This window comes from Alcaligenes sp. LTN-3, assembly GCF_059735605.1.
The window spans coordinates 191,566-211,637 of record NZ_JCAPDN010000004.1 but is presented as its reverse complement, the minus strand read 5'-3'; the positions used below and the strand labels follow the sequence as shown (position 1 = coordinate 211,637).

Genomic DNA, 20,072 nt, shown 5'->3' with positions numbered 1-20,072 from the left:
ATATCGACCCAAGGCCGTCATCCTGCCTTGCTCTAATTCGATCGACCCTTTCCCCAACATCAGTGACAAGGCTATCGAATCATGAGACATGCGCACACGGCCCGCTCCGCCTCCCAGCGGCCCGGCTTTCCTTATCCCTCTGAAAATTCCCATCCGAGCAGCCATGCGTTGCCATTCCAAGGCCTGTCCCGGCCTGTCTTTGGTAAACCCGGTCTGCTCAAAGCCCTCGCGGTGGCCACCCTATCGGCTACCTTGGCCGCTTGCGGCGGGTCCGGCACAGGCAACGGCCAGGAAGCGGAGCCCGAAACACCCGTCAACCCGGACAAGCCGGATACCCCTAGCACCCGCCACGCCCTGATCATCAATTTGGATGGGGCAACCTACCAGGCCGTGCAGCAAGGCATTGCCGATGGCAGCCTGCCCAATCTGGCCAAGCTGCACGTACAACTGGCCTACAGCGGTGGCGTCGCCGGCACCCCCAGCCAACAAGCCAATCTGGATATGCCCAGCTGGGCCAGCCTACTGACCGGAACCTGGGCCAACCGCCATGGCGTGGTGTCTACTGCACCGGATCAAGTGCTGCGCCAAAACAGCCTGTTCCACTCCGCGCAAAACGAACAGAATGCTGCAGCCGTGGCATCCAAAGGCTTGGCACACTTGCTCAAGGCCGACCACGATGCCGAGCGTCTGCATGAGCTGGCCGACTGTTCCACGCAAACCGTTACCCTGTCCTGCGTCTCCAGCCAGGCCCTGACGATGATCAAAGGGGACTACCGCAAGGTTCTGGTTCAGTATCGCGCTGCCAAAGATGCTGCGCTGGACTTCGGCATTGAATCACCGGGCTACAACGCTACCTTAAGCAAGCTGGACAAGGAAATCGGCACCTTGCTGGACGCTGCTGCCAAGCAAAAAGACCGCGAGTGGCTGGTGATCGTGACCGGCAGCCATGGCCTGAGCGAACACGGCCAGGATAATGGCTTGCCTTTGCTGCCCCAATCCACCACCTTCCTGGCCATCAATCAGGCCGTCAACACAGGAGAACAGGGCATTGGCGCCAGCGTACCTGCTACGCTGCCCGAGCTGTATCAGTACAACAGCCTGGTGGATGTGGCCCCTACCATCATGCGGTATCTGGACAAGCTGCCCCCGGCTGCCGACTACAAGCTCGATGGCAGCAGCCTGCTAGGCCCACAAGCGGTCACGAGTCTGCAAGCCACGGTGCTGGACAACCACTCCTCTGCCGTTGCAATCAAACTGGACTGGAAAGCCCCCGCCGATGCCTCTATCGATATTTTGCGGGACGGCCAGGTAATCGCGTCACGCCTACCGGCTGGCACACAAAGCTATACCGACAACCAGGCCACCGCTGGTCTGTCTGACCGAGGCACCTACCAGTTTGACTACACCGTGCAGGCCGGTTCAGGCACCGATGCCGCCTGGCGCAGTCTGTTTAGCCCGCCCATCTCGTATTTGCCTCCCGTCCCTCTGGAAGCCTCCCTGCTCAATGGTCTGGTCTCCTACTATCCCTTTAGCGCCAACCTGCCACCTGTGGACGCGCAGAAAAACAGCACCATGGCACCGGCCTCCAACGACCTGCCCAATGCGGCCGGTCTGGTCGTGCCCGGTCCCTTTACCGGCACGCATGGCTTGCTGGTTGACACCAACTATGTCACCGAAGAAGGTCTGGAAGGCTATCGCATGACGCCAGCTCAAGGCTTTGACATCTCCACGGGCAGCAACCCGCAATTCACCATTGGCTTTTGGTATCAGGTGCCCAAGTGCATCGATCGCAACAACGTCACGGTCCTATCCAACAAGAACTACGTCAGTGGTGCCAATGCCGGTGTCGCCATTGGCTTGTTCAACAGTGGCATCCAAAACCAGTGCGGCATTGCCTTCAATATTGGCTCGGGTGGAGTACGTGCCGACGGCCCAACCAATCCCTACACCCAGATTCCAGTAGGTAAGTGGGTACACCTTGCTTTTTCGGTGGACGGTGTTGCCAAGACCATGAACATGCGCGTGTTTGATCCCTCTACCGAGCAGGTTACGCGCGTGGCTACCAACAAATCCACGGGTGCAGTGGATGTCTCCAAGCTCTCGCCCTTCCCGCAATGGGGCATTGGCGATGATGGCACCGGCACGTTCCTGATGAACAAATGCAATGGCTCGGTCACGCCTCCCTATACCGTAGGCAAATGCTCTGTTGCTCCGCCCACCCAGCAAATGTTTGGTGACCTGGCCATGTGGAACCGTGTTCTGAGCGATCAGGAGCTGAGCTCGATCTACTGGTCCAAGAAACCCCTGTCCAGCCTGAGCACACACTAAGCGAGGCCACCATGAACGTTCTTGATTTACGCGCTGTACGCAGTGCCCTGGCCATCGGCATGACTGCTTTGCTATTGAGCGCCTGCAGTGACGGAGGCTCCAGCGCTGCCGAACCCCCGCCCGGCACAGGAGGCTCGAGCAGCGAGCAGGTGCCTATTGTGACGCCCCCGGCCACGGGCTCTCAAGGGGAGCAAGGCACGGACCTTGGCACGCCGCCCACCCCGAACTCGCAATTGGACTGCGCACCTTAAGCGCATGGCAGCCCGGCACGACAGATGTCCTTGCCTGGCTCCACTCCAACCACTTATCGACAAGGCTTTCCCCATGACTCACATCAATCGCCGTAATTTTCTGCGACTGGCTGCCAGTGCGGCCGCTTTGGGCCCCTTTCCGCCTGCTATTCAAAAGGCGCTGGCTATCCCCGCCAATAACGCCACGGGAACCATTAATGACGTCGAGCACGTCATTATCCTGATGCAGGAAAACCGCTCTTTTGATCACTACTACGGCACCATGCCAGGCGTGCGCGGTTTCAGCGACCGTATCACCATCCCGATGGCATCGGGCGAATCGGTCTGGCGTCAGCAAGGCACCAATGGCATGGTGCAGCCCTACTACCTGGATGCGACCAAAGGCAATGCCTTGCGTGTTGGCGGCGCACACGACTGGAACGACCAGCAGGAGGCCTGGGATGGCGGTCGCATGGCAAACTGGCCCAAAGCCAAGTACACCAACGTCGCTATGGGCTACCTGAAAGAGTCCGACTTGCCCTTTCATTGGTCACTGGCTAATGCCTTTACTATTTGCGACGCCTACCACACCTCTATCAATACCGGCACCTTCACCAACCGCATGTTCTTGTGGAGTGGCAGTAACGGGGCCAATCTGATTGATCGCGCCTGCGTGACCAACTCCAACTGGGGTCGCCTGGGCCCGTCCGACGATGGTCTGGATTGGACGACGTACCCAGAGCGGCTGCAAGAGGCCGGCGTGCGCTGGAAGGTGTACAACCGCCCCGGCAACAACAGCAATAACAACCAGCTCGTGGCCTTTGCGTCCTACCGCAAGGTGAATGAAGACCTGGCCGCACTAGGCTCTCCTGATGCCGAATACTCCCCTCAAATGGAAGCTCTCTCCCCCTTGTACAAGGGTTTTGGCAACACCATGCCTGACGGCGGGTTTTTGCAAGCCATTGCCGATGACATCAACATGGGCCAATTGCCACAGGTCAGTTGGATTGTGGCCCCCGGCCCCTACAGTGAACACCCCAGCATGGGTGTGCCCGGCCAGGGCGCCTGGTATCTGGAGCGACTGCTGAACATTCTGACCGAAAAGCCCGAGATCTGGAGCAAGACCGTCCTGATCGTGAACTACGACGAGAACGACTGCTTCTTTGACCACATGCCCCCTCCTGCCCCTCCGTGGCGCAATCGAGATGGCTCATTGGAAGGCAAGTCCACGGTAGATGTCTCCAATGAGTACTACACCATGCCTGCCCCTGACGGGGACTCGCGCAAGGTAGCACCCGATGGCCGCCCTTTCGGGGCCGGCCCACGTCTGCCCACCCTGATTATTTCCCCGTGGAGCGTGGGTGGCTGGGTCAATTCCCAACAGTTTGACCACACCTCGGTACTGCGCTTTCTGGAGCAACGCTTTGGTGTGCAAGAACCCAATATCAGCCCCTGGCGCCGCGCCGTATTCGGCGATATGCGTTCCTGCTTTGATTTCAAATCGCCCAATGCCTCCAAACCCGCCTTGAGTCCAGCACCGACGCGCGAACAGGCAGACGCAACCTTGAGCCAGCAAGCCGGTGCAGGCAAGGTGCCCATGCCCCCTGTGGGCACAGAGCCCATGCCCAGCCAGGACTTAATGCTGCGCCCTTCACGCGCCCTGCCCTACCAATTGCACACCAGCGCCAATGTGGACCTGGACAAAGAGCAGGTCTGGTTAACGTTCAGCAATACCGGCACGCAAGGCACCGTGTTCCATGTGTACGACGAGCTGCAACTCTCGGACTATCCACGACGCTTTACGGTGGAGGCCAACAAGATCATCTCGGACGCCTGGACCGTCCATGCGGATCACAAGGGCAACTACAGCCTGTGGGTGTTGGGGCCAAACGGCTACCATCGCCACTTCAAGGGCAACATCCACGCGCTGCGCCAAGGCCCCAAACCAGAAGTGCGTGTGTGCTACGAGCCCCAGGCCAATGCCGTGTCCTTGACCATCATGAATATGGGGGATCAGGCCGCGACCGTCACGGTGAGCGCCAACGCCTATCGCGAGGATGGCCCCTGGGTCTACACCGTTGATCCGGGCATGCAAATGGATGCGCGCTGGTCGCTGGAAGTCTCGGGCAACTGGTACGACTTCACCGCCACCATGGGTGAGTCCTTCGAGCGCCGCTTTGCCGGTCGCCTGGAAACTGGCCGGGATGGCATCAGCGATCCGGCCATGGGTGTCGCACGCTAGTCATACTGCCCAGGCACAATGTCAAGGTCCGTTCCGGAAAGCACTGTTAGAGAAGTACGATGACGCTCAACCAATTACGGGCCTTCGTCATGGTGGCCCAGCACGGCGGCTTTTCAGCCGCCGCGCGGGCCTTGAACATGAGCCACACCACGCTTAGTTCACAAATTCAAATCATTGAACGCGACTATGGGGCCGAGCTGTTTCACCGCCGCGGCCGACGCGTCGAGCTCTCTACCCTGGGGCTGGAAATGCTGCCCATGGCCAGACGCATGATCTCGTTGGAATCCGACATGCGCCAGATGCTCGATGGCAGTGGCAAACTGCATTACGGCACCTTGAAGCTGGGTGCCGTCAGCCCCTATCACGTCACCGAGCTGATCGCATCCTTTCATGCGGTATATCCGCGCATCAAGCAGTCCGTCAAACTGGGCAACTCGGAATTGGTACTGGACGATCTGGATCAATACATCTGCGATGTTGGCGTGGTTGCCAGTTGCCAGCCACAGCGCCGCTATTACATGCAACCTTACGCTCGCTACCCGGTCATCGCCTTTGTGCGCCAAGACCACCCTTTCGCCCGACGCAATAACATTGCACTGGAGGAGCTGGCCGGTGAGCCCTTGCTGATGCGCGAAGAAGGCTCAACAACGCGCAAGGCACTGGAAGACGCCTTACACGAACGCAAGATCAAGGTAGATGTGGCCATGGAAATAGGCAGCCGCGAAGCCCTGCGCGAATCGGTTATTCGCGGCCTGGGAGTGGGCACGGTCTCCGAATCCGAATACGTGCCAGACCCGCGCTTGCGTGTGGTGCGTATTCAAAACGAGCCGGTCTGGACGCAGATCCACGTCTGCTGTTTGCACGAGCGTCGGGAATCTCGTTTGGTCGCTGCCTTTTTTGATGCAATCGCTCATCATCAAAGCGCCCTGCCCGTCGCCAGTACCGCTGCCTGAACAACAAGCAGACAACAAAAAGGGCGGGGCTTGTCGCCCCGCCCTTCTTATCAGGCCTGATTCAATGCCCCCACAGAATCAGGGTGTCTCGCCTTGTGCCAGACGTGCCTGGATCGCCAATACCACAGCCGGGAAATCGGCCACGGTTTCAATTACGTAATGAGCACCCGACTGACGCAAACGTTCACTGGCACGCTCCACCCGCGCTTGTACCTCTGCCGGATCCGTTTGAGCCAGTTCCTCCAGGGACAGTCCCACTTCATTGCCCGACAAGCTCAACCCTACCGTCCACATTCCGGCACGGCGGCCTTCTTCAATACCCGGTACGGTATCGTCCACTTTGATACAGCGACGCACATCGCCCACACCCAAAACCAGCACATTGGCCAGTGCCATGAAGGGGCCAGGTCGGCCACCAGCAGGCAACTCATCACCGGCAATAATGCAGTCCGGCGCAATGCCTTGGCTGGCAGCGGCGGGCAACAAGACATCCAGCACCTGACGCGGATAGCCGGAGCAAGAGCCAATTTTGATACCCTTGGCACGTAACTCTTCCAGCACAGCAGCCGCACCTTCAATCGGGGCCGAGTATTCCGCTACCTTCTCGATCTGCATAGGCATAAAACGCTCATAGATAGCGTCAATGTCGGCATCGGTAGACGCACGATCGAACTGAGCCAACCACTGATTCTGAATCGACTCGGTGGCCAGCAAGGTACGGATGTGATCACGCTTGGACAAACCCATCGGACCACGGGCCTGCTCCAGGCTGATTTGAATGCCAAATGTGGCAAAGGCATCTACAAAAATCTGCGTCGGTGCCAAGGAGCTGAAATCGACCAGCGTGCCTGCCCAGTCAAAAATGACAGCTTCGACCTTGTCCGACATCAGCGTATTGAGCGCATTGAAATTCTGAGTCATTGTTTGCAACCTTCAGTCCTAAAAACAAGCCGGCTTAAAAACCGATTTATACCTGCACCGCATCCAGAGCATGTGCACCAATAAAATTACGTCCGCGTGGTCCTTGCAGTGCCTGGGCAATGCGCTGTTGCCACTGTTCGGGCGATACCCCGTAGCTGGCCGGATCAATGCTGACCCCCAGACTTTGCAAAAAACCACTCAAGGCCGAGACGGCTTGTGGTCCGTTGCGAGCGTCAAAAATCGACAATAAAAACTGATCCAGCTGTTCATCCTGGCCCAAGGCCATCTGCATGACGTGCGGCAAGCTAAAGGAGCATGCAATGCCGTGTGGCAAGCCTTGCTCCAGAGTCAGGTCATAGGACAGGGAGTGCGCCAGAGCTGTCTTGGTATTGGAAAAAGCCAGGCCCGCCATCGCTGCTGCCACAGCCAGTTGAGCACGCAGCTCCAGGTTGGACAGATCCTGCATCAACAAAGGCAAACTGCTGATCACTTGTCGTGCTGCCGATACCGCCAGGCTGGCCGACACGGGATTGCGATTCACGTTCCATAAGGACTCCAGCGCATGCGACAAGGCATCCAGACCACTGGCCAAAGTAGCGCCAGCGGGCAGGCTGCACATCAAGGCCGGATCAATAATCGCGGCCTGAGGCCAGGTCCAGGGCAGATGCAGGGAGTACTTGCGCCCCTGCCCCTTATCCCAAATGGTTGCCCAGGGGGTTACTTCGCTCCCGGTTCCTGCCGTGGTGGGCACGGCAATCAGGCTGCGCACCCGCCCTGGAGGCTGGCTCAGGCTGGTGTTGCCCGACAAGCAGTCGAGCAGTTCGGCAAACGTTCCCGAAGGGGTGCTGGTCAACATGGCTTTGGCGCAATCAATCACACTGCCGCCTCCCAAGGCGATAATGCACTCGGCCTCAGGGTAGTCACGCCACAGACGCTCGTACAACGGCGCCAACCAGGACACATCCGGATTCGGTTGAATATCGGTTTCAATCGCAACCAGTTGCTCACCCAACAAGGCTTGCAGGCGCTCGCACTGCCCCAGCTCCCGAGCCTGCGGAAAGGCAATCAGAATGGCCCGGCGGCCGCCCAAGCGTTCAGGCAAACGCTCGAACGCACCATTGCCAGCATCAATCTGAACGGGATTGAAAAAATGCCACATAAGAATCTCGAATAAAAACGGCGATCAATCGCGGCCGTTGTTGCGAATAGCCTCGCGCAGGCGATTGGAAATCAGGTCAGCCACTACTACCATCACCGTAATGACCACGATGCAGGTTGCGGTTTCCTGATACTTGAACAGTTTCAGGCTGCTGACCAGCTCAAAGCCCAAACCACCGGCCCCCACCATGCCCAGCACGGTGGCCGAACGCAGATTGACCTCAAAACGATACAGAATCACCGCAATCCAGGCCGTAATCACCTGAGGCAACACCCCGAACACAATCACTTGCAAGGGACGGGCACCAGTAGCGCGCAAGGCATCCAGCGGACCTTGGTCAATCTCTTCTATGCTTTCCGCAAAAAACTTGCCCAGCATCCCCACACCGTGGACAGCCAGAGCCAGCACACCCGGGAAAGGACCAAGCCCCACCGCAGCCACAAACACCAAAGCCAGGATAAGTTCGTTGATACTGCGTATCACGTTCAGGCTTTGACGGGTAAAACTGTACAGATAACGGTTGACATTCAAGTTACGGGCCGCCAGAAACGACACCGGAACGGCTCCCAGCACACCTAGTACCGTGCCCCAAATTGCGATCTGAATCGTCTCGATAGCAGGCGGGACCAGACTGCCCAAAATACTCCAGTCAGGCGGGAAGGTGCGGCTTAAAAAGTCAGCAATCTGCGGCAGGCCAGCCGCAAACTCGGCGGCGCTTAACTGTGCGCCTTGCGCACTCCATTGCAGCCCCACGACAATCGCCGCGACCAACACAGCCGTAGTGACCCAGCTTTTAACACTCGTAGGCGTGGACATGACCCAGGAATATTTATGTTCCATGATCAGGCTCCCTTGGTCGCAATGGCCAGTGGTTCGTTCAGGAAGGAGGCCGCGGCCTCATTTGCCTCTTGGGAGTGCGCACCGCCCTGCCCTGGCTCCGGGCCAGGATAGATACGGGTCAGATCATCTTCCGTCATCAGATCAGGAGCGCCGTTATAAACCACCTGACCATGGGCCAGGCCCACAATACGGTCGGCAAACTCACGGGCGTAATCGACCTGATGCAGGTTGCACACCACGGTAATACCCAGTTCCCGACTGGCGTCGTGCAAATAACGCATCACCAGACGGGCTGTTTTAGGGTCCAGGCTGGCAACCGGTTCATCAGCCAGAATGATGCGGGGACGCTGCGCCAGGGCACGGGCAATGCCCACACGCTGACGCTGGCCACCCGACAAGGAATCCGTGCGGGCCTGGGCTTTATGCGCCAGCCCCACCCGCTCCAGACATTCTTTGGCCAAGGCAATATCAGCACGGCTGAACAGTTGCAGGATCGAGCTCCACACGGGAACCGCCCCCAAACGCCCGGTCAATACATTGCGCAGCACTGACAAACGAGGCACCACATCGTGATGCTGGAAAATCATGGCAACCTGGCGACGCAAGGCCCGAGTATCCTGAGCCGACATGGCATCAATACCAGCCACCGACATCTCTCCTGTATCGGCCTGCGCCAACCGATTCATGCAGCGCAGCAAGGTGGACTTGCCCGCTCCGGACTGACCCAGCACAACCAGAAACTCACCGGCTTGTGCATCCATGTCCACACCGCACAGGACATCATTGGAGCCATAGCTTTTGTTCAGGCCACGCAAACGGATCATTTCATGCTCCGCAGATCCAGGTTCAGCACCTTGGCGGTATCACGCACTACGTTGTAAGCAGCATCGTCAGTCGCCTGAAAACCATTCAACATGCCCTGATCACCCCAAGGTACATCTTTGATGTTGGCCAAGGCCTTGGCCACTTTCTCTTTCACACTGGGGTCCAGATCCTTGCGCCAGACCATGGGCGACTCGGGAATATCGTTGGAAGACCACACCACTTTCAAATCATTCTGAGCCAATTGGCCCTTGGAAATCGCGCTGGCGTAAATGCGGTCGGCCACAGCAGCAGCATCCACTTTCTTGTTGGCTACCGCCAGCAAGCTGGCATCGTGCGAACCGGAGAACACCACACGGGAGAACAGCTCTTCAGGCTTGTAACCATCGTTTTCCAGACCGGCTTTAGGGAACAGATGGCCGGACGTCGAGCTAGGGTCTACAAAGGCGAAGGTGCGATCTTTCAACTGATCCACCGTGTCAATCCCGCTATCGGCACGCACCACAATCAAGCTCTTGTAGGCGCTTTTACCTGTTTTCTTGGTAACAGCGACTGCGAAGGCTTCTACATCCGCCACCGAGCTGGCCAGCACGTAGGAAAACGGACCCAGATAAGCCACGTCCAGCTTCTTGGCACGCAGGGCTTCGATAATGCCGTTGTAGTCCGTAGCCACAAAAGGCTCGACCTTCATGCCAGACTCGCGCTCCAGTTGTTCAATCACCTGCTTGCTCGATTCGATCATGGCCTGCGAGTCTTCGGCAGGAATAAGACCAATCGTCAAGGTGTCCTGGGCGGCCTGGGCGGCAGTTCCAAACACCGAAAAGACAATGGTGGCGGCACTTGCCGCGATAAAAGAGCGGCGGGCTGTCTGAAATACGTTCTTGTTCATGGCAGTCGTCCTAAAGGTTGCTGGGAGGAATACCGACATAGTAGAAAGATCACATTGCCTTCATATTATGGATTTAAGATTCAAAACATCAGTTATCTATAGATGGAGTCTATATGTCTGCCGCACGCCTACGTGCCTTTCTGGCTGTTGCCCGACATGGCAGTTTCAGCGCCGGGGCCCGCGCCCTGGGATTGGCCCAACCCACCGTGACCAAGCAAGTACAGGGGCTGGAACAGCAACATGATGTGGAGTTGTTTCATCGCCGGGGCAGAGGTGTCCAACTGACCCAGGTGGGGATGGCGCTGCTGCCGGTCGCGCAACAACTGGGCGCGCTGGAGGTCGATGCCTTCAACCTGCTGCATGACAGTGGGAAACTGCATGTAGGCCGACTGCGTATTGGCGCAGTCGGCCCTTTTCATGTCATTGAAATGGTGGAGGCCTATCACCGACTGTTTCCCGGCGTGGACATCTCTATTCATATGGGAAACTCGGCACAGGTGCTGGCCGATCTGGCCGACTACGCCACCGACATTGCCGTGCTGGCCGGAGCCAGCGAGGACCCGGCCTTTCACACCGAACACTACGCCAGCCATGCTGTCATTTTGTTCGCCCCCTTGTCGCATCCTTTGGCCCAACACGACAGTGTGCCTTTAGCTGCCTTACAGGACGCTCCCTTGCTGCAGCGGGAATCGGGCTCGACCACACGCGCCTGCCTGGAAGCAGCACTGGAAAAAGAAAATATCCGGCCCCGCGCCGTCATGGAAATTGGCAGCCGGGAAGCCTTGCGTGAAGCCGTCGCCCGGGGACTGGGCGTGGGGACAGTGTCCGAGGCAGAGTTCATCCCGGACCATCGTTTCAAAGCGGTTCGTATTCAAGGCGATCCCGTGCGCACCGACACCTATTTGTATTGCCTGACCGAACGCCGGGAGAGCCGAATGATCACACAATTTTTCACTGAGGCTTTGGGATTACGCAAGCAAATACAAACGCCGACATAGACGTATTTGTGAGCTTTCGGCTACTGTGCATAAGAAGGCCATGACAGTCAGCGATGTGTTTCGTCCATTTTCTGCGCGTAGACTCACCGTCTGAAGGCCCGTCAGTTCTGTTTGATTGACCCCCAGGGAGGACGAAAACCATGCTTGGCATGATGATGAATACCCCGCTGTTAGTGTCATCCATACTGCGTCATGCGGCCAACTACCATGCAGACCGCGAAGTTGTCTCACAAACGGTAGAAGGCCATATCCACCGCTACACCTATGCAGACCTGTCCAAGCGCAGCCAAAAACTGGCCAATGCGCTTCAGAAAATGGGCTTGCAGCAAGGAGACCGCGTAGGCACCCTGGCCTGGAACGGCTATCGTCACCTGGAGCTGTATTACGGCGTCTCAGGCTCCGGGCTGGTATGTCATACCATCAACCCGCGTCTGTTTCAGGATCAAATCGGCTACATCATTGAACACGCTGGCGACAGCGTCCTGTTTGCTGACCTGAGCTTCCTGCCGATTTTGGAGGCTCTGGCCGAGCCCTTATCCAAGCTCAAAGCCGTGGTCATCATGACGGACGAAGAGCACATGCCCAAGTCAGAATTGCTACCCAATCTGACCTGCTACGAAACTCTGATTGCCAACGAACCAGACGAATTCGACTGGCCGGTGTTTGACGAGAACACGGCATCGGGCCTGTGCTACACCTCCGGCACCACGGGCAACCCCAAAGGCGTGCTCTACAGCCATCGCTCCACCATCTTGCATGCCTTTGCCTTGAGCATGCCCGATGCCCTGTGCCTGTCGGCCTCCGATACCATTACCCCGATTGTGCCCATGTTCCACGTCAACGCCTGGGGCCTGCCTTACGCTGCCTTGATGGTGGGCGCCAAACTGGTCTTGCCCGGTCCAAAACTGGACGGCGCCAGCCTGCACACCTTGTTTGAAAATGAAGGCGTCACCATGACGGCCGGTGTACCTACCGTCTGGCTAGGCCTGCTGGACTGGATGCAGGCCAATGGCAAAACCTTCAGCAGCCTGCAACGTCTGGTCATTGGCGGTTCATCTGCACCACCCGTCATGATTACCCGCTTCCAGAAGCTGGGCGTAAAAGTGCGCCACGCCTGGGGCATGACTGAAACCAGCCCCGTCGGTCTGGCCGCCGCCTTGCTGCCCCAGCACGAATCCTTGCCTGAGAACGAAAAACTCAAACTGCTGGCCAAACAAGGGCGTCCGCTCTTTGGCGTCGAGTTCCGGGTAGATGGCGACGATGGCCAGCCCATTGCGCGCGACGGCAAAATGTTTGGTGCCATGATGGTGCGCGGCCCCTGGATTGCCAGCGCTTACTTCAACAATCAGGACAGTTCCGCCCACACAAAAGATGGCTGGTTCAATACAGGCGATGTGGTCACCATCGATAAAGACGGATTTATCCAGATCGTGGACCGCACGAAAGACGTGGTGAAATCCGGTGGTGAATGGATCAGCTCGATCGAGCTGGAAAACATTGCTCAGGCTCACCCGGCAATCAAGGAAGCCGCCGTGGTGGCCAAGCCTGACGAGCGCTGGGGCGAGCGCCCGGTTCTGGTGGTGCAATTGCAAGACGATGCCACCTTCACCAAGCAGGACATGATTGATCTGTTTACAGAACAAGTCTCCAAATGGAGCATTCCTGACGAGCTGATCGTGGTAGATGAACTGCCCCACACGGCAACCGGCAAACTCTTGAAAACCGCTATTCGCAAGCTGATTCAAGAAGATCTGGACAAACTGGCTACGCAAAACAAGGTGGTTTAAGCGACGCCTAGGCAGGCATCAAACCCAGCGTCAGACAGCACAATCAAGGAGCCAATCTAGGCGGCCTTGAAGTGCGATAGCAAGCTGCCCTCCGAAGGTGTGGATAGTTATCCAACTTTCGGGGGGCAGTTTTTTTGCTTTTACCTTTACCTTGGCTTTTGCCAGGATCAGAGACATAGACTTGGGTTCTGGCTATGGCTATGGCTATGGCTATGGTCGCTCAGTTTCAAGGCACTTAGCACTGAAATAGCAAGGCTTTTGTGAAGAACACCGCTTTAGCAGCAGCCTGAACATAATTCATTTTTGTGCAAATGGAAGACTCAGACTGCTGCGCTTGCTGCTGCTAACCCACGTCTTTCCTGCAAATTACCCGCTGCACTCAAGCTGCTGATGGCCAGCCTCAACAGCAGGGTCTTTTCAAGGATGAACAGGAGTAGGAATGTCCCAGATATTCAGGCCCGCGTTCTCACGCTCCCACGCCCTTACAGAGAACTTGGCACGGTTGAACAGGCCCAGATAGTTTTCATAGCGAATCTTGTTACCGACTTCCACAGGCAGTTCTCCCAGGAAGTCCCGCATCTTGGACAAGTCCGCGTGATACTGCTCTGGCGACATCAAGCCACCCGGCGTCACAGACGTGGGAGGGGTCGATTCAAAGCGGTTACGCGTGAAAATCACCACATCCGAGCCCCACAGAATCCGGTTTTGGTATTCCTTGAAGAAATTCAGCCAATCCTGGCGGCTGGGCATTCCGGGTTCGGGGTGAAGCATATAGTCCTGCACCAGATCCCAGGAAATATCGGTAGACCAGCTTGGGCAAGCATCCAACACTTTCTTTACGCGCGTAATGTGATCCTGAGTCGGCTTCACAAAACGCCCCAATCCAGTATGCGCCCATACCACTCTGGCCTTGGGTGCATGTCCGCACACATGTTTCAATCCCTCCACATAGTCCTGATTGGGATAGGCATGCTCCAGCTCACCCTGATAATTGACCTCTACCCGGTACATATCGTTGTGCAAAATCGCGACCAGGCCAATTTCCTCGATCGTTTTGAACAGATACTCCAGGGATTCGGAATAGAGCGACACCTTGCTGCCATCACCCGCGTCCGGAGGCAAGGGCACGGAGGGCACCTTGGTTTGCTCTACCGTTTCACCGGCTAGTTTGCTGGACACCAGCTCCTTGTGAATGGTGAATTCGCCCACCCCGGCAAACACGCCTGGAAAACTAAGCACCGCACGCTTGATATGTTGCGAGGCATAGACGTCCATTGGATTGAACGCCGTGATCATGACATCCAGTTTTTCCTGATACTGGGGTGGCAGCCGCTCGTACTCGCGGGCAAACATGGCATCGACAAAGGAGTAGTAATACAGGTCGGCCTTAGGGCCAATATAGTAATTGGGCCCATACATCTGATTGCCAGGGCCCTGAGCCTGATAGAGCTCAAACCCATCCCAACGCTGCTGCAAAGGAATAGGCATGATGGTCGAGCGCACAATCTGCTGCAAATTGCCGCCCATATACCTTTCTGCATATTCCTTTAAAGGAATCCCCTGCATGGCATAGTTGGATGCATGGAAATGTACGTCCGCATAAAGCTGGCTGGTATCCAGCGTGGGTTCCGGGCTTTGGGCCACAGCATGGCCCTGCAAGGCAGCCAATAAAATCAGACCGTAACCCGCTACTGTTTTTGCGTTTATATGATGACAAGTCATTCGTGTCTCCCTATCTACAAGTCGTGTGCAAAGCCTGATACTGCAACTTGTCGATAATACCGACACACTCATCCATAAATAGCAAAAAATAACAGATATTCTTTTTTAAACTTTATTTATATTATTTTCTATCTATTTAAATTTTCAATATTAATTGCCATACAAAAAAGATCACCACAATAACAAAAAAACCCAACCATAATTTCAAAAAACAATTAACAACAACTTATTAAAACCTGAACAATCAGGCTACTCACACCGCTTGGCTATCCAACTCAACGCCATCAAGCAAGCCGCCCCTAGGAGACAGAATTGGCAAATAGCAGTGATGCACCCAGACCCAGCAAGGCTGCACCAATTCCCTTGTCCAGCCATCTTTGCCGAGCCAGCATGGCGGCCCGCAAGCGTTTATCTGAAAACACCAGAGCCACCACGCTGAACCAGACCCAATGAGCAAAGGACATCCAGAAACCATAGGCAAAATTCAGCCAGAATGGTGCATCCGGCTGTACCAACTGAGTAAAAGTCGCCACCACAAACAACATGGTTTTAGGATTCAAGGCATTGGTTAAAAAACCCATACCAAACGCCTGCCAGGCGGTGGGCACACAAACTGCTTGACCATCGGTATCAGGCACAGCGCGGTTACTGAAAGACTGATAGCCCAGGTACATCAAGTACGCCGCCCCCACCACCTTCATCATCCAAAACAGAGTGGGAGATTGAGTAATCAGAATCGCTACCCCCAACGCCGTGTAAACCACGTGCACTTGCACGCCGGCCGCAATGCCCAAGGCTGAAATCAGACCAGTCTTGCGACCAAAGGAATAGCCATTACGAGTGACCATGGCAAAGTCTGGGCCTGGGCTGATCACAGCCAGGATAGTAATGGTGGCAACCGCCAACAGTTCATGCATATTTAACAAGCCTAAGTTTGATGAAATCGGCGTTATGAACGACTGTTCATACAGCCAGAATGCAGTATCAGTCCTACACTCCTACTAATGGAAAAATCTCTGCCCACAGGACCTCACTGTCGAAAAACAGATTTCTCTCAGAAACAGAGAATATTTTCAGATAATTTATGGCTCCATCTAACTTTCAAGTTATTTTTTACTCCTGATCCAACAACGAATATTTCGTCAAACCCAGAAAATTCATTAGCCAAAAAATTTATTTATTTCGCCCCAATCTCGCCATCACAGGATGTCATTATTGATAATCCTGTGCTAATTTAAAAACGATAATTACTGCATCATTTCTGTGAGTTTTCATCGACTATGCAAATTCCCAACCTCACGGCTTTTCGCTACTTTGATACGGCGGCTCAGGCAGGCAGTTTTGTGCAGGCAGCGCAAGTACTCCATGTCACGCACGGCGCTGTCAGCCGACAAATTCGTGCACTGGAAGAATCGCTGGGAGTCGAGCTGTTTGAAAGGCGCAATCGGGCCGTATTTCTGACGCCTGCAGGTCGCCAGCTCTTGCATGTCACCGCCCCTATGTTTGAACGCCTGGAAGATGTTGTTCACCAACTGCAACAAAGCCAGCGCGAACATGCCTTGGCCGTCTCCTGCGAGCCCACTATTGCCATGAAGTGGCTGATTCCGCGTCTGGGGGGGTTCCAGGCCTTGCACCCCAATATCACCGTGCATCTGATTACAGCCGGAGGGCCGGTGAACTTCGCGCAAATGGGGGTGGATCTGGCCATACGCCCCGACGACTTTCATTGGGCGGACTCGGTCTGCGGCCTGAAGTTATGCGAGGAGCGAATAGGGCCTGTCTGCCAAGCGCAATACCCTCACACGCAGGACACGGCCCAACAGGTGCTGATACAGAGCAGTTCTCGACCCCAGGCCTGGGCCACTTGGGCGCGACTTAGTGGCCAGCCCATACGCGCTGCCAACAAGCTGGAACTGGAACATTTTTATTTGTGTATTCAGGCGGCCTTGTCCGGGCAAGGCATGGCGATCGTGTCGCATCTGATGGTGGAGGACGAATTGCAAAGCGGCCAGCTTATCGCCCCGCAGGGTTTTATCCCCGACGGCTCGGCGTACTATCTGCTCTCCCCGCAGGCTCTGGATCAAAACCCACGTGCAGAAGTCTTTGCTGACTGGTTGAGCGAGCAGATGGCGACATAGCCCTACTCACAGACAGCACCAGACACCTTACGGTGCCCTCCCAAAACACAATCATGGCTTTGCCTTTGCCATCCGCGTAGACAAATAGTCTGAAAAAACCACCAGTACACAAATCAACTATTCAATAATTGTTGAATTATTGTATTATATGCCCATGGAAGAATCTCACGTTATCCGCTCCCTGGCCGCCTTGGCCCACGAAGCCCGCCTGCGGGTATTTCGCGCACTGGTTGTAGCCGGTGCGTCCGGGCTGACACCCGGCACCTTGGCCGAACAGTTAAGCATCGCTCCCAATGCCCTGTCCTTTCATTTGAAAGAACTCAGTAATGCCGGCTTGATTCATAGCGAGCGCCAAGGCCGCAACCTGCTCTACAGCGCCACCTTTCCCGCCATGAACGATCTACTGGCCTACCTGACTGAGAACTGCTGTCAGGGTGAACACTGCCTTACAGCGCCCAACTTGTGCCAACGCCCCTAAAAAAGCCAACTAACACCGATTCAAATCAACCAACCGCTTGTTGGCCTAATACCCAAGGCCTGACCGCCTGCCCCTGACGACAAAATTTGCCATGCTCACATCTGTCCTGATTTTCCTTGCCACCCTGATCTTGGTCATCTGGCAGCCCAAAGGCTTGGGCATAGGCTGGAGCGCCTCTCTGGGCGCGGCCGCGGCCCTACTTTCAGGTGTGGTGCAGTGGAGCGATCTGGATGTGGTGTGGGGTATCGTCTGGAATGCAACCGCTACTTTTATAGCAATCATTATCATCAGCCTGGTGCTGGATGAAGCCGGTTTCTTTGAATGGGCCGCACTGCACGTTGCCCGTTGGGGGGCAGGCAGTGGACGCAGGCTTTTTGCATTTATCGTGATTCTGGGCGCTGCCGTGTCTGCCCTGTTTGCCAACGATGGCGCTGCCCTGATTCTGACGCCTATTGTCATGGCCATGTTACTGGCCTTGGGCTTCTCGCCCGCCGCGACCTTGGCCTTTGTCATGGCGGCAGGGTTTATTGCCGACACGGCCAGCTTGCCACTGGTCGTCTCCAACCTGGTCAACATTGTCTCGGCCGACTATTTCAAACTGGGCTTCACGGACTACGCCGCCATCATGGTGCCCGTCAATATCGTGTCCGTGCTGGCCAGCCTGCTCGTCTTGATCTTGTATTTCCGACGTGACATTCCTGCCCAATATCGCCTTGAGCAGTTGAAACCACCCGCACAAGCCATTACGGACATGGCGACCTTCAAGGCAGGCTGGATCGTGCTGGCTTTACTGCTGACAGGTTTTTTCGCACTGGAGCCCTTGGGGATTCCCGTCAGTGTCGTTGCCGCTGCCGGAGCCATCATTGTGCTGACGGTTGCCGCTCGTGGCACAGTCATCAGCACAAGGAAAGTGCTGCGCGGTGCGCCCTGGCAAATCGTCGTGTTCTCGCTGGGCATGTATCTGGTGGTGTATGGCCTACGTAATGCCGGGCTGACCAACCATCTGGCCCTGCTGCTCGATGAGTTCGCCCAGGCTGGCGTGTGGGGAGCCGCCATGGGCACAGGCGTCCTGTCTGCCCTGTTGTCCTCGGTCATGAACAATATGCCCACGGTCCTGGTCACGGCCCTGTCAATTGATGCTTCCAGCGCCCAGGGCGCCGTCAAAGAAGCCATGATCTACGCCAATGTCATCGGCAGTGACCTGGGGCCCAAATTCACACCCATAGGCAGTCTGGCCACCTTGCTCTGGCTGCACGTGCTGGCCCAGAAAGGCACAAAAATCAGCTGGGGCTACTACTTCAAGGTAGGAGCCATCCTGACCACCCCCGTCTTGCTGATCACTCTGGCGGCCTTGGCCCTACGGCTAGGTATCGCCCACTAACCCCCTGACATCGAGCACAAGGCCATGAGCAACATCACCATCTATCACAACCCCGCCTGCGGCACCTCGCGCAATACCCTGGGCCTGATCCGCAATAGTGGTCAAGAGCCCACCATCATCGAGTACCTGCAAACACCACCAGACCGCGCCACACTGATCAGGCTGATAACAGACTGCGGCCTGAGCGTGCGCGAAGTCCTGCGCCAAAAAGGAACACCTTATGAGGAGCTGCAACTGGGCGACCCCAAATGGAGTGATGAACAACTGATTGATTTCATGTTGCTGCACCCCATTCTGATCAACCGTCCCATTGTGGTCACACCGCTGGGCACACGCTTGTGCCGCCCTTCGGAACAGGTGCTTGAAATACTGCCCCAGCCGCAGCAAGGCGCATTCCGGAAAGAGGACGGCCAAGCCGTCATTGATGAAAAAGGACAAAGAATTGAGCCAGCCTGACTTAGCCAATCTGGACGAGCACGCTTTTACGAGCCCGACACTGTCAGAGTTGCCGCCTCCAAGGCGGGCTACGCATGCACCTCGAATTCTGCTTTTGTACGGCTCTTTGAGGGAACGCTCCTATAGCCGATTGTTGACGCAAGAGGCGGCGCGACTGCTGAACGCAATGGGTGCCGAAACCAAGATCTTTGACCCACACCAGTTGCCTTTGCCCGATGGCGCAACAGATGAGCACCCCAAAGTGCAGGAACTGCGTCAATGTGTACAGTGGGCCGAGGGCATGGTCTGGACTTCGCCCGAGCGACACGGTGCCATGAGCAGTGTCCTGAAAGCACAAATTGACTGGATTCCGTTAAGCATCGGCTCCGTACGCCCAACGCAAGGCAAAACACTGGCGCTCATGCAAGTCTCTGGCGGGTCCCAGTCCTTTAACGCCTTGAACCAGATGCGCGTCCTGGGCCGCTGGATGCGCCTGATCACCATTCCCAACCAGTCCTCCGTTGCCAAAGCCTTTCTGGAGTTTGACGACCAAGGCCGCATGAAACCCTCCCCCTACTACGATAGGGTGGTCGATGTAATGGAAGAACTGATCAAATTCACCTTGCTGACACGCGACTGTGCGGATTATCTGGTCGATAGATACAGCGAACGCAAGGAGACGGCACAGGAACTGTCAGCGCGGGTGCAACAGCGCAGCATCTAGCAGCCTGATCAGGGCGGGAAACACA

18 protein-coding genes are annotated in these 20,072 nt (G+C 56.2%); 11 read left to right on the top strand and 7 right to left on the bottom strand.

Annotation, left to right across the window (positions count from 1 at the left end):
• Window positions 1-81 precede the first annotated feature (81 nt).
• The 4 genes from AC6I6N_RS17435 (at window position 82) to AC6I6N_RS17420 (ending at window position 5,753) form a co-directional block, all read left to right on the top strand.
• The gene (locus tag AC6I6N_RS17435) at window positions 82-2,328 is read left to right on the top strand and encodes an alkaline phosphatase family protein (protein WP_321268815.1); all 2,247 of its coding nucleotides are present in this window, start codon (window positions 82-84) and stop codon (window positions 2,326-2,328) included.
• Window positions 2,329-2,339: 11 nt separating this feature from the next.
• On the top strand, window positions 2,340-2,579 hold the full coding sequence (locus AC6I6N_RS17430; RefSeq protein WP_108728573.1) for a hypothetical protein: 240 nt from the start codon (window positions 2,340-2,342) through the stop codon (window positions 2,577-2,579).
• Between the two features lie 73 nt (window positions 2,580-2,652).
• Window positions 2,653-4,800: a phosphocholine-specific phospholipase C gene (locus tag AC6I6N_RS17425; RefSeq protein WP_321268812.1), complete on the top strand. Its 2,148-nt coding sequence runs from the start codon at window positions 2,653-2,655 to the stop codon at window positions 4,798-4,800.
• A 59-nt stretch (window positions 4,801-4,859) separates the two neighbouring features.
• Entirely contained in the window at window positions 4,860-5,753 is an 894-nt protein-coding gene (locus tag AC6I6N_RS17420; RefSeq protein ID WP_249460179.1) for a LysR substrate-binding domain-containing protein, read from the top strand.
• 78 nt (window positions 5,754-5,831) lie between these two features.
• Here AC6I6N_RS17420 and phnX read toward each other — a convergent pair whose 3' ends face one another.
• Genes phnX through phnD form a run of 5 tightly spaced genes read right to left on the bottom strand, consistent with a single transcriptional unit; the run spans window position 5,832 to window position 10,384 of the window.
• Window positions 5,832-6,674, bottom strand: a complete 843-nt coding sequence (phnX, locus tag AC6I6N_RS17415; protein ID WP_321268810.1) for a phosphonoacetaldehyde hydrolase — start codon at window positions 6,672-6,674, stop codon at window positions 5,832-5,834.
• Between the two features lie 46 nt (window positions 6,675-6,720).
• Window positions 6,721-7,833 (bottom strand): iron-containing alcohol dehydrogenase PsrA, encoded by a 1,113-nt coding sequence (gene psrA, locus AC6I6N_RS17410; protein ID WP_094197683.1) that lies wholly within the window; start codon window positions 7,831-7,833, stop codon window positions 6,721-6,723.
• A gap of 24 nt (window positions 7,834-7,857) precedes the next feature.
• Window positions 7,858-8,649 (bottom strand): phosphonate ABC transporter, permease protein PhnE, encoded by a 792-nt coding sequence (gene phnE, locus AC6I6N_RS17405; RefSeq protein WP_395013916.1) that lies wholly within the window; start codon window positions 8,647-8,649, stop codon window positions 7,858-7,860.
• Window positions 8,650-8,675: 26 nt separating this feature from the next.
• Window positions 8,676-9,497, bottom strand: coding sequence for a phosphonate ABC transporter ATP-binding protein (gene phnC / locus AC6I6N_RS17400; RefSeq protein WP_230019262.1), 822 nt, complete (start codon window positions 9,495-9,497; stop codon window positions 8,676-8,678).
• The gene (gene phnD, locus AC6I6N_RS17395; RefSeq protein WP_321268805.1) at window positions 9,494-10,384 is read right to left on the bottom strand and encodes a phosphonate ABC transporter substrate-binding protein; all 891 of its coding nucleotides are present in this window, start codon (window positions 10,382-10,384) and stop codon (window positions 9,494-9,496) included. Before phnD ends, phnC begins: the two co-directional genes overlap by 4 nt.
• 113 nt (window positions 10,385-10,497) lie before the next feature.
• Between phnD and AC6I6N_RS17390 the strand changes: the two genes are divergently transcribed.
• Both AC6I6N_RS17390 and AC6I6N_RS17385 read left to right on the top strand, forming a co-directional pair.
• Complete coding sequence (locus AC6I6N_RS17390) at window positions 10,498-11,382, top strand: LysR substrate-binding domain-containing protein (protein ID WP_094197687.1); 885 nt, start codon at window positions 10,498-10,500, stop codon at window positions 11,380-11,382.
• Between the two features lie 140 nt (window positions 11,383-11,522).
• Entirely contained in the window at window positions 11,523-13,169 is a 1,647-nt protein-coding gene (locus tag AC6I6N_RS17385; protein ID WP_094197688.1) for a long-chain-fatty-acid--CoA ligase, read from the top strand.
• A 417-nt stretch (window positions 13,170-13,586) separates the two neighbouring features.
• Here AC6I6N_RS17385 and AC6I6N_RS17380 read toward each other — a convergent pair whose 3' ends face one another.
• On the bottom strand, window positions 13,587-14,891 hold the full coding sequence (locus AC6I6N_RS17380) for a hypothetical protein (protein ID WP_497943693.1): 1,305 nt from the start codon (window positions 14,889-14,891) through the stop codon (window positions 13,587-13,589).
• Between the two features lie 299 nt (window positions 14,892-15,190).
• The gene (locus tag AC6I6N_RS17375; protein WP_497943692.1) at window positions 15,191-15,808 is read right to left on the bottom strand and encodes a LysE family translocator; all 618 of its coding nucleotides are present in this window, start codon (window positions 15,806-15,808) and stop codon (window positions 15,191-15,193) included.
• A 363-nt stretch (window positions 15,809-16,171) separates the two neighbouring features.
• Between AC6I6N_RS17375 and AC6I6N_RS17370 the strand changes: the two genes are divergently transcribed.
• The 5 genes from AC6I6N_RS17370 (at window position 16,172) to arsH (ending at window position 20,047) form a co-directional block, all read left to right on the top strand.
• The gene (locus AC6I6N_RS17370; protein WP_321268796.1) at window positions 16,172-17,029 is read left to right on the top strand and encodes a LysR substrate-binding domain-containing protein; all 858 of its coding nucleotides are present in this window, start codon (window positions 16,172-16,174) and stop codon (window positions 17,027-17,029) included.
• Between the two features lie 154 nt (window positions 17,030-17,183).
• The gene (locus tag AC6I6N_RS17365; RefSeq protein WP_230019266.1) at window positions 17,184-17,507 is read left to right on the top strand and encodes an ArsR/SmtB family transcription factor; all 324 of its coding nucleotides are present in this window, start codon (window positions 17,184-17,186) and stop codon (window positions 17,505-17,507) included.
• A 91-nt stretch (window positions 17,508-17,598) separates the two neighbouring features.
• The gene (locus tag AC6I6N_RS17360; protein ID WP_108728563.1) at window positions 17,599-18,888 is read left to right on the top strand and encodes an arsenic transporter; all 1,290 of its coding nucleotides are present in this window, start codon (window positions 17,599-17,601) and stop codon (window positions 18,886-18,888) included.
• Window positions 18,889-18,912: 24 nt separating this feature from the next.
• Window positions 18,913-19,344, top strand: a complete 432-nt coding sequence (gene arsC, locus AC6I6N_RS17355; protein WP_094197694.1) for an arsenate reductase (glutaredoxin) — start codon at window positions 18,913-18,915, stop codon at window positions 19,342-19,344.
• Window positions 19,313-20,047 (top strand): arsenical resistance protein ArsH, encoded by a 735-nt coding sequence (gene arsH, locus AC6I6N_RS17350; protein ID WP_164461388.1) that lies wholly within the window; start codon window positions 19,313-19,315, stop codon window positions 20,045-20,047. Before arsC ends, arsH begins: the two co-directional genes overlap by 32 nt.
• The last annotated feature ends 25 nt before the right edge of the window (window positions 20,048-20,072 follow it).

Coding starts and splice junctions, on each gene's coding strand:
- AC6I6N_RS17360 (WP_108728563.1), top strand. CDS start 17,599: ATGCTCACATCTGTCCTGATTTTCCTTGCCACCCTGATCTTGGTCATC.
- AC6I6N_RS17425 (WP_321268812.1), top strand. CDS start 2,653: ATGACTCACATCAATCGCCGTAATTTTCTGCGACTGGCTGCCAGTGCG.
- arsH (WP_164461388.1), top strand. CDS start 19,313: ATGAAAAAGGACAAAGAATTGAGCCAGCCTGACTTAGCCAATCTGGAC.
- AC6I6N_RS17375 (WP_497943692.1), bottom strand. CDS start 15,808: ATGCATGAACTGTTGGCGGTTGCCACCATTACTATCCTGGCTGTGATC.
- phnX (WP_321268810.1), bottom strand. CDS start 6,674: ATGACTCAGAATTTCAATGCGCTCAATACGCTGATGTCGGACAAGGTC.
- AC6I6N_RS17390 (WP_094197687.1), top strand. CDS start 10,498: ATGTCTGCCGCACGCCTACGTGCCTTTCTGGCTGTTGCCCGACATGGC.
- AC6I6N_RS17420 (WP_249460179.1), top strand. CDS start 4,860: ATGACGCTCAACCAATTACGGGCCTTCGTCATGGTGGCCCAGCACGGC.
- AC6I6N_RS17365 (WP_230019266.1), top strand. CDS start 17,184: ATGGAAGAATCTCACGTTATCCGCTCCCTGGCCGCCTTGGCCCACGAA.
- phnC (WP_230019262.1), bottom strand. CDS start 9,497: ATGATCCGTTTGCGTGGCCTGAACAAAAGCTATGGCTCCAATGATGTC.
- AC6I6N_RS17435 (WP_321268815.1), top strand. CDS start 82: ATGAGACATGCGCACACGGCCCGCTCCGCCTCCCAGCGGCCCGGCTTT.
- AC6I6N_RS17385 (WP_094197688.1), top strand. CDS start 11,523: ATGCTTGGCATGATGATGAATACCCCGCTGTTAGTGTCATCCATACTG.
- psrA (WP_094197683.1), bottom strand. CDS start 7,833: ATGTGGCATTTTTTCAATCCCGTTCAGATTGATGCTGGCAATGGTGCG.
- arsC (WP_094197694.1), top strand. CDS start 18,913: ATGAGCAACATCACCATCTATCACAACCCCGCCTGCGGCACCTCGCGC.
- phnE (WP_395013916.1), bottom strand. CDS start 8,649: ATGTCCACGCCTACGAGTGTTAAAAGCTGGGTCACTACGGCTGTGTTG.
- AC6I6N_RS17430 (WP_108728573.1), top strand. CDS start 2,340: ATGAACGTTCTTGATTTACGCGCTGTACGCAGTGCCCTGGCCATCGGC.
- AC6I6N_RS17380 (WP_497943693.1), bottom strand. CDS start 14,891: ATGACTTGTCATCATATAAACGCAAAAACAGTAGCGGGTTACGGTCTG.
- phnD (WP_321268805.1), bottom strand. CDS start 10,384: ATGAACAAGAACGTATTTCAGACAGCCCGCCGCTCTTTTATCGCGGCA.
- AC6I6N_RS17370 (WP_321268796.1), top strand. CDS start 16,172: ATGCAAATTCCCAACCTCACGGCTTTTCGCTACTTTGATACGGCGGCT.